Raw genomic sequence first — 9,217 nt, 5'->3', positions numbered from 1 at the left:
GTTTTTAAAATCAATTCCCCCAACCCAAGTAGGCACTTCGCCTAACGGCTCGTAGGGGGACGAAAACTCGACAATTAAATCGCCGACTCTCTTACCGAAACGAGTTTTTAAAATCAATTCCCACTCGTCTAATTCTTAACATCAAGAATTAGATGCGGGGGACTAAATAATGATTTATATTTTTTTAATATCAATTAAACTTTGACAGAATAAAAATTTTTAAGTATAATAAATATAACTTTATGTTAGGAGATTATATTTATGGAAAGTATAGTTAAAGAATATATTGAGTATGCAAAGAAAAAGGCTAACATTGAGGAGGTTATAAATAAAAAGCTTATATCTCAAAATGATAGTTTTCTAAAATTAAAAGAATATATAAAAGATAATGAGGAAAAAGAATTAGAAATATGCAGAGAAATATCTAAAGAATTTAATAATATGGATATATTAAAATCATATTATGCTGCCAACTTTGTAGGACATGCTATATTCCATACAGAAATCGCTGATGAAGAAATGGGTAAAAATATTATTAGCTTATTCTCTAAAAATATAGAACAGGCATGCCAATTTATTGATAATGTATCTCAGCTTTACAATGTAGATGAAGATGAACTTACTGATGAAGATATTGCAAATGTTAATATTGAAGTTATGTATAAAACTGATTATAAATCATTAGAGGCATTTATCGGGATAGATATGATGATTGCTCCTCTTATGACAGTGCTTTGTTCAAATCAGGATTTAAGAAAATATTTTATATCTTTAGATTTAATGGATCATATAGAATATTTAGAAACTTATATTCAATCATTATCATATATTCATGTTTCAGCAGAGGCATGCTGTAATACCAAAATTTTAGTATTAGCTCCAAAAACTCAAAGAGGTTTTTTTATAGAAGCATCTGATATGAGTAATGCATACTATCTTATAACATTATTAGAAAGTGAGTTATACAAAAAAGAACTATTAAAAAGATATGGAATTGATAATTATGAATTTGATGAAAATGTTTATAATATAGCATCTGGTACTTCTTATGCCAAAGAAATGACAGAATCTCAGGCACATATGCAGTACTATACAATATACGCTATGCAAAAAGACGGCAGCTACAAAATAGAAGATGAAAACGGAGAGCTTGATTTAAATACTATGTTGTATGGGGATATGTCTCCTGAAGAGATACCCGATATAGACGGAATGCATATTATTATTATGGACAGCGATGGAATGTGGAAAAAACCTATAAAATGGAATATGAGTTATTTTTCAAAACCTCATCAAAAATTAAAACCATATGTTAAAATATTAGATGAGATATCTGATGAAGAATATAATAACTGGATAGAAAAAATTAAAAATTACAATATATAAAAAGCAGCAATAAAAAAATAATAGCTATATAATTTTTTATATAGCTATTATTTTTTGCATAAATATTTTTTATTTTATAAATATCAAACTTTAAAGAAATGCATCAAATCAACTAATTCTTTAGCCTGTCCCATTAAAGCTTCAGAAGAAGCTGTAGCCTGTTCTACCAAAGTAGCATTCTGCTGAGTAGACTGATCCATTTGTGAAACTGCCATATTTACCTGATCTACACCAGCCTGCTGTTCTACTGCCATAGCACTGATGTCTTGCATAATTTTTGAAGTATCCTCTATTTTCTGTTCTATATCCATAAATATTTCTTTAGATTTTCTAGCTGTTTCAGTAGCTATTCTAATTTTATCATTAGAATCAGCAATTAAAGAAGTAATATCTTTAACAGAAGACTGACTTGTTTGTGCCAAGTTTCTTACTTCACTTGCTACTACAGCAAACCCCTTACCCTGTTCACCCGCACGTGCAGCCTCTACAGCAGCATTAAGAGCTAATATATTAGTTTGAAAAGCTATATTTTCTATTATTTTAGTTATATCTGTAATTTTATTACTTGCTTCAAAAACAAGTTCTATATTATTAGTTGTAGCTTCAATTATTTCTCCAGCCTCCTGAACTGATTTTTCAGAATCCTGCATCATCTGATTACCTCTTAAAGAATTATCCGCAGATGATTTTATTGTAGATGCAATTTGTTCCATAGATGAAGCTGTCTCTTCCAAATGAGAAGCCTGAGTTTCTGTTCTGCTTGATAAATCAGTATTACCCTGAGCTATTTCTGTAGCTGCCTCTGAAATCTCTCTTGAACTTTCTAAAACTCTTGTAATAATTTCTCTTAAACGTGATACCATTTCATCAAAACTACTTAGAAGTGAATCAAATTCGCTATGTCCCCTGTATTTGCTCGGATCTATTTTTACAGTTAAATTACCATGAGATATTTCTGAAGCCAAACTAACACATAATCTCAAATTCTTTCCTACTTTCCTTCCTAATGAAGCCAAGAAAATTACAACAGAAAATCCTACTATAAATAAAAATATGAAAAATAATATAGTATCTCTTTTAACTTCTCCTGCTGCATTTTGAAGATTCAAATTATTATCAGAATCAAGTTTATCAAAAAACTGATTAATAGGCGTCATTATTTGAGAAACACTTTCTTCATATGATTTACCATTAACAAGCTCTATAGCTTCTAATTGTCTTGCCTTATATTCTTCAGGTATACTTCCATCTGGATTTCTAGGTATATTTTTTATTATTTCCATAGCCTGAACTTCTAATTTTACCAATTCTTCTGAACGGCTTTTTGACAAAGTTAAATAATCAAACATTTCTTTAGAGAAATTCAAATCTTTCATAACATTTGAATATGATTTAGTTTCTCCGTCATAAGAAGGCTTTTTACCGCTGCCCAAATAAATAGACCAATACATACCTCTGTCATAATTTATTGGAGTTGGTTTTGTACCACCTGATATAGCTATACAGTCATTATAAGCCTGTTCATATTTAGCATCTCCTGTAGCCACATAACTTCTTACAAACTGAGTTAAAAATGCTGAATTTTGCTGATACTGCCTTGCTATAGCAGAAGATTTTATAGTATGCTGATAAATACGGCTATATTCTGTTACACTTCTTACTATTCTTATCTGAAGATATATCAATAATATAGTAACAACAAAAGTATATACACCAAATATAATAAATCGAGTCCTTATCTTCATAATAAAATATCCCCAGTAAAGTTTTTATTTTTATAATGATTTCGGAATTACATAACTATTTATTTAAAATAAATTACATATTTTCCTTTTAAATTATACATTACATGTTAAATATAACAAAAAAATTACATTTTATACACAAAATTAAAAAAAAATTACATAAAAAGTGCTTGAATATTATTTATAATAAACTTAAAATATATTGCTATAAAAAATAATTATGGAATAATGATAAATGGATAATAAAATAACACAAATTAGAATCGGTTTCTCTAATATAGTAATATTCAGAAATATTATCAAAACAAAAGTGATAAAAAAATTATTAAAATTTTTAGAAATTTATAATGATAATGACAAAATAAAAGTGGCGGATTATTATTCCGATTTTTTATACGAACTTTTCAAATATAATGATACAATAGGCGATTATATATTAGAACAAATATTTCATGACGATAATATATATATAAATAAATATATAAGAAATGAAAATATAAATGATGCCTTAAAAAATGCACTAAAAAATGAGCTTAATTTTTTTGAATTATTATCATTATTTGATTTTAATACTTTATTTTCAAAAGAATATTCTGTATCAAAACTAGAAAATAAGAAAATAGATTTTTATAATATATACGCAAATCATATAAATGATATAAATAAAAAAGGATATGGAATATTTTATAATAACAACATGTTCACACTTGATGATAAAAAAAATATAATACCAGCCAAGCATCAGGATATGCAGGATATTAAACAACTATACGGATATGAGAGAGAAAGAAACAAAGTTATAACAAATACCAAAAGCCTATTAGAAGGAAAAAGAGCTAATAATATACTTCTTTACGGAGATGCAGGAACTGGTAAAAGCAGCACTATAAAGGCAATAGCTAATATGTTCAAAAATGAAGGATTAAGGCTTATAGAAGTTAAAAAAAGTCAGTTATCATTCATTACAGATATAATAGAAATGCTAAGCGTAAGTCCTCTTAAATTCATAATATTTATAGATGATTTAACTTTCTCTTCTAATGATGATACATTTTCCTATTTGAAAGCTGTACTTGAAGGGGGCGTAAACTCTTTTCCAAATAATGTAGTAGTTTATGTTACTTCCAATTACAGACATTTAATAAAAGAAAATTTTAATGACAGACAAGGCGATGATATACATATAGAAGATACTATTCAGCAGATAATGAGTTTAACTAACCGTTTTGGTATTATTATCACTTATCAAAGACCAGATAAAGATTTATTTGTAGATATTGTACTTTCTTATGCCAAAGAAAATAATATAAAAATGGATAAAGAAGAGCTTATAAAACAAGCAGAAAGTTATGCTATAAGAAGTGCTGGAAGAAGCCCAAGAGCAGCAAGACAGTTTATAGAAACTTTATTATAATTTATAATGAGTATCTATTGTAGTATAAATTGCAACTAATATAAAAATAAATATATATTTAATGATTTTATAAACTTTTTTAAATGCCTTAGTAAAAGTTCTATTTACATTGATAAATACATATATTTTAATAAATATAAAACTATACCAATATTTACATTACTCAAGATATTATGTACATTATCCCATAAAACGATTTGGGCTAAAATCAATATATAAAACAAAAAGTTAATTATAAAACAAATAATATTCATTTACACTAAATGACAGGCACAATAATGCCCGCTTTCTACTTCTCTAAACTCTGGCACTTTTTCAGCACAAACAGCCTCGGCTTTAGGGCATCTAGTTCTGAACTTGCAGCCTGAAGGAGGATTGATTGGAGAAGGTATTTCACCAGAAAGTATTATACGTTTTTTTGTCTTTGCTACTGAAGGCTCAGATATTGGTATTGCTGAAATCAATGACTGTGTGTAAGGGTGTAAAGATTTTGTGTATAATGATTCGCTGTCTGTAAGCTCTACAATATTGCCCAAATACATAACACCTATTCTTTTTGATATCTGACGCACAACAGCTAAATCATGAGCTATAAAAAGATAAGTAAGCCCCATATCATGCTGCATATCATAAAGCATATTTATAATCTGTGCCTGTATTGATACATCTAATGCTGACACAGGCTCATCGCATACTATAAACTCTGGATTAACCGCCAAAGCTCTCGCTATACCTATACGCTGTCTCTGTCCTCCAGAAAACTCATGAGGATATCTCTGTGCCTGCTCTGCATTAAGACCTACAAGTTTAAGAAGATTAATAACTTTTTCTCTTCTTTCATTTTTTGCAGAATAGAGTTTATGTACATCAAGAGCTTCACCTATTATATCTTCAACAGTCATACGAGGATTAAGAGAGGCATAAGGGTCTTGGAAAATTATCTGCATCTTTTTAGCATAACTACGGTAGTTTTCATTATTAACCTCTTCTCCGTCAAAAAATATCTTTCCGCTTGTAGGTTTGTATAGATGAAGTAAAGTTCTTCCCAAAGTAGTTTTTCCGCTTCCAGACTCGCCAACCAGCCCAAAAGTTTCACCTTTATTTATAGTAAAAGATACCCCGTCAACAGCCTTTACTGTTTGTATACTTCTTCCGAAGAATCCGCCTTTGATTTTAAAATGTTGTTTCAAATCTTGTATTTCTATTAAAGGTTTCATAAAAACTCTCTTTTATTGCTCATATTATTTACTTACTATAATTAAAGATTATTTAGGCATTTGATGAAGCCAGCAGGCTGAAAAATGACCTTTCTCAAACTCTGTTATAGGAGGTTTATTATCAATACATACCTTCATACATTCTTCACATCTGGTACTGAATGGGCAGCCAGACTTCATATTTAAAAGGTCAATAGGTGTTCCTTCTATAGGAATAAGCCTGTCCTGCTTTATATCAATACGAGGAAGTGATTTCAAAAGCCCTAAAGTATAAGGGTGTTTAGGACGCTCAAATATATCATAAACAGTTCCGCGTTCTACTATGCCTCCTCCATACATTACTATAATATCATCTGCCATATCTGCTACAATTCCAAAGTCATGAGTAATAAGTATAACAGCCATTTGTATTTTTTTCTGTATATCCTTTATAAGTTCAAGTATCTGTGCCTGTATAGTAACGTCAAGTGCAGTAGTAGGCTCATCGGCTATAAGTATTTTAGGGTCTCCTGCCAAAGCCATAGCTATCATTATACGCTGACGCATACCGCCAGAAAGTTCATGAGGATATTGTTTTATTCTTCTTCTAGGCTCATTAATACCAACCAATGTAAGAAGTTCAACTATTTTCTCTACTGCATCTGTTTTGCTTATTTTCTGATGCGTAGTCAAGGCTTCCATTAATTGGTTTCCTATAGTGTATACTGGATTAAGACAAGTCATGGGGTCTTGAAATATCATAGAGATTGAGTCGCCTCTGATTTTTTTCTTCTCATGTTCTGAAAGTTTTATTAAATCTCTGCCTTCAAAAAGTATCTCCCCATTAATAATTTTACCTGGTTCATCAATAAGTCCCATAATAGAATAAGCTGATACACTCTTGCCGCTTCCAGACTCCCCTACTATACCCAAAACTTTAGATTTATCCAAATTATAAGAAATATTATTAACAGCCTTAACCTCTCCAAGAGGAGTAAAAAAAGATACGCTTAAATTTTTTATTTCCAATAAATGATTATTCTCCATTGTAACCGCCTTTATAAACTTTCTTATCTGTTCTTCATTCTAGGGTCTAATGCATCTCTTAATCCGTCACCTACCAAATTAAAGCAAAGTATTATAATACTTATCAAAGCAGCAGGAAAAAGAAGCTGATAAGGATAAGAATAAACACCGCTTACAGCATTAGAAGTAAGAGATCCAAGCGAAACCATAGGAGCACTAACTCCTAAACCTAAGAAACTTAAAAAAGCCTCAACAAATATAGCATTAGGTATTTGAACCATAGCAGATACTATTATAGCTCCCATAGCATTAGGTATTAAATGCTTAAAAATTATTCTGCTGTGAGGAGTACCCAAAGCTCTGGCGGCCGTTACAAACTCCTGACCCTTTAATGCCAAAATCTGACCTCTTGTCATTCTTGCCATATTAGTCCAATAAAGCAGAGATATAACTATAAATATACTGAAAAGTCCTGGACCTAAAAGTCCTATACCTCTTAATGATTCATTTTGCAAAAATAACTTATCCATAGGGGCTTTGAGTACAACTGATAATAATACAACTACCAAAAGTGTAGGAACAGCACTTATTATATCTACTATACGCATCATAATGCTGTCTGTAATACCGCCAAAATATCCTGATATAGAACCATAAACTATACCTATTATAACAACTAAAGTGGCTGATACTATACCGATTAAAAGCGAAATTCTAGCTCCTATCATACATCTTACAAGCAAATCTCTTCCCAAAGTATCAGTACCGAATGGGTGCTCAAAAGTAGGAAGGCTGTTTTCTACTCCTCTATTTATCTGAGCATATCCATATTCTGAAACTATAGGTATAATAATAGAAAGAACTGCTATAATACCAATAACTATAATAGATACTAAAGCAACTCTATTTTTCTTAAATCTTCTATATGCGTCCTGCCAATATGTTACACTCTCTCTTTTTACTTCAGCTGAAGCCTTTTCTTCATCGGTAGCTTTAACAAATAATGATTTATCCAAACTCTCTTCCATTGCAATCCCCTTATATTTAATCCTGTATTTTTATTCTAGGGTCTATAATACCATATGATAAGTCAACCAAGAAATTCATAGCTATTAAAAAAGCTCCGTAAAATATTGTAACACCCAATATTGTAGGATAATCTCTTTGTGTTATGCTTTCAACAAAGTATCTTCCAAGTCCGGGTATATTAAATATTTTCTCTACTACAAATGAACCAGTTAAAATTGCAGCAGCAAGAGGTCCTATATAGGTAACTATTGGTATAATAGCATTTCTTAAAGCATGCTTAAATATTATTATGCTTCTTGATATACCTTTAGCCCTTGCTGTTTTTATATAATCCTGATGAATAACATCAAGCATAGAACTTCTCATAAGCCTAGCCATAAAACTAAGAGAGCTGAAAGACAAAGCAAAACCCGGCATTATATACTGAGCAAAAGAATCAAATCCGTATGCTGGAAGAAGTTTCAGCTTTACAGAAAATACAATAATAGAAACTGTAGCAACTACAAAACTAGGAACTGCTATACCCAAAGTAGCAGCAACCATTACCGCCCTGTCTACAAATTTACCATGTCTTAATGCAGCAACTATTCCAAACAATACCCCTATAGTAGTAGAAATAAACATACTGAATATTCCAAGCCTAAATGATACTGGAAAAGCTCTTATAATAGTGCCAGAAACAGACTGCCCTATTTTTGTAAGAGAAGTACCTAAATCTCCTCTTAAAGCATTTTTAAGATAATTACCATACTGTACTATTTTAGGTTTATCTAGTCCGTATTTCTTATTTAAGTTTTCAAGGGCAACTTTGCTTAGAGGCTTTTCTCCTACGAAAGGTCCCCCCGGTACTGTGTGCATCAAAAAGAATGTTATTGTTACTATAACAAAAAGAGTTAAAAGCGAAACTAATAATCTTCTAACAACATAAGAAAACATAAAAATACCTTCTTAAATTTGGATAATGAAAATAACAAAATTATTATTGACAGTATATTATCTATTAAAATTAAAGTTTTGTCAAACTTTAAACAGAGTTAATTTTAATCCAATGAGCCGCATCACCTTCCCGACTACGAGCTGTAGCACCTTCCCGCACGGTAATGCTCAAACTTATCAATAGTACAATGTACATACGGCTGAATATCCAATGATTAAATAAAAATATTTTTGATAATTTGCTATAATTTATTATAATATTTGGCGGTAGGATTTAAAAGTAAAGTTATGAGTTTGCTAAAAGATTTAATAACTACGAGCTGTAGCACCTTCCCGCACGGTAATGCTCAAACTTATCAATAGTACAATGTACATGCGGCTGAATATCCAATGATTAAATAAAAATATTTTGATAATTTGCTATAATTTGTTATAATGTAAAGTATTAGATAATTGTAGGTATTAACTTATATGAGTTTGCTAGA

Annotated in this window: 7 protein-coding genes; 2 read left to right on the top strand and 5 right to left on the bottom strand. The window is 30.4% G+C overall.

Annotated features, from left to right (window positions below):
- Nucleotides 1-261: 261 nt before the first annotated feature.
- Entirely contained in the window at nucleotides 262-1,386 is a 1,125-nt protein-coding gene (locus F811_RS0101125) for a hypothetical protein (RefSeq protein WP_020003469.1), read from the top strand.
- A gap of 83 nt (nucleotides 1,387-1,469) precedes the next feature.
- Here F811_RS0101125 and F811_RS0101120 read toward each other — a convergent pair whose 3' ends face one another.
- Nucleotides 1,470-3,131, bottom strand: coding sequence for a methyl-accepting chemotaxis protein (locus tag F811_RS0101120; RefSeq protein WP_020003468.1), 1,662 nt, complete (start codon nucleotides 3,129-3,131; stop codon nucleotides 1,470-1,472).
- Between the two features lie 235 nt (nucleotides 3,132-3,366).
- Between F811_RS0101120 and F811_RS0101115 the strand changes: the two genes are divergently transcribed.
- Nucleotides 3,367-4,545 (top strand): ATP-binding protein, encoded by a 1,179-nt coding sequence (locus F811_RS0101115; protein ID WP_020003467.1) that lies wholly within the window; start codon nucleotides 3,367-3,369, stop codon nucleotides 4,543-4,545.
- Nucleotides 4,546-4,799: 254 nt separating this feature from the next.
- Here the strand turns inward: F811_RS0101115 and F811_RS0101110 are convergent, their stop codons facing one another.
- Genes F811_RS0101110 through F811_RS0101095 form a run of 4 tightly spaced genes read right to left on the bottom strand, consistent with a single transcriptional unit; the run spans nucleotide 4,800 to nucleotide 8,732 of the window.
- The gene (locus F811_RS0101110) at nucleotides 4,800-5,762 is read right to left on the bottom strand and encodes an ABC transporter ATP-binding protein (protein WP_020003466.1); all 963 of its coding nucleotides are present in this window, start codon (nucleotides 5,760-5,762) and stop codon (nucleotides 4,800-4,802) included.
- A gap of 48 nt (nucleotides 5,763-5,810) precedes the next feature.
- The gene (locus F811_RS0101105) at nucleotides 5,811-6,788 is read right to left on the bottom strand and encodes an ABC transporter ATP-binding protein (RefSeq protein ID WP_020003465.1); all 978 of its coding nucleotides are present in this window, start codon (nucleotides 6,786-6,788) and stop codon (nucleotides 5,811-5,813) included.
- A gap of 23 nt (nucleotides 6,789-6,811) precedes the next feature.
- Complete coding sequence (locus tag F811_RS0101100) at nucleotides 6,812-7,795, bottom strand: ABC transporter permease (RefSeq protein WP_020003464.1); 984 nt, start codon at nucleotides 7,793-7,795, stop codon at nucleotides 6,812-6,814.
- A gap of 16 nt (nucleotides 7,796-7,811) precedes the next feature.
- Complete coding sequence (locus tag F811_RS0101095) at nucleotides 7,812-8,732, bottom strand: ABC transporter permease (RefSeq protein ID WP_020003463.1); 921 nt, start codon at nucleotides 8,730-8,732, stop codon at nucleotides 7,812-7,814.
- Between the last annotated feature and the right edge of the window lie 485 nt (nucleotides 8,733-9,217).

The sequence above is a fragment of the Brachyspira innocens ATCC 29796 genome, from assembly GCF_000384655.1.
Lineage (GTDB): Bacteria > Spirochaetota > Brachyspiria > Brachyspirales > Brachyspiraceae > Brachyspira > Brachyspira innocens.
The sequence above is the reverse complement of the archived record's forward strand: the minus strand, read 5'-3'. Positions and strand labels throughout refer to the sequence as shown.

Excerpts from the sequence above, each read along its gene's own strand:
- F811_RS0101125 (WP_020003469.1), top strand. The coding sequence starts at position 262 with ATGGAAAGTATAGTTAAAGAATATATTGAGTATGCAAAGAAAAAGGCT.
- F811_RS0101120 (WP_020003468.1), bottom strand. The coding sequence starts at position 3,131 with ATGAAGATAAGGACTCGATTTATTATATTTGGTGTATATACTTTTGTT.
- F811_RS0101115 (WP_020003467.1), top strand. The coding sequence starts at position 3,367 with ATGGATAATAAAATAACACAAATTAGAATCGGTTTCTCTAATATAGTA.
- F811_RS0101110 (WP_020003466.1), bottom strand. The coding sequence starts at position 5,762 with ATGAAACCTTTAATAGAAATACAAGATTTGAAACAACATTTTAAAATC.
- F811_RS0101105 (WP_020003465.1), bottom strand. The coding sequence starts at position 6,788 with ATGGAGAATAATCATTTATTGGAAATAAAAAATTTAAGCGTATCTTTT.
- F811_RS0101100 (WP_020003464.1), bottom strand. The coding sequence starts at position 7,795 with ATGGAAGAGAGTTTGGATAAATCATTATTTGTTAAAGCTACCGATGAA.
- F811_RS0101095 (WP_020003463.1), bottom strand. The coding sequence starts at position 8,732 with ATGTTTTCTTATGTTGTTAGAAGATTATTAGTTTCGCTTTTAACTCTT.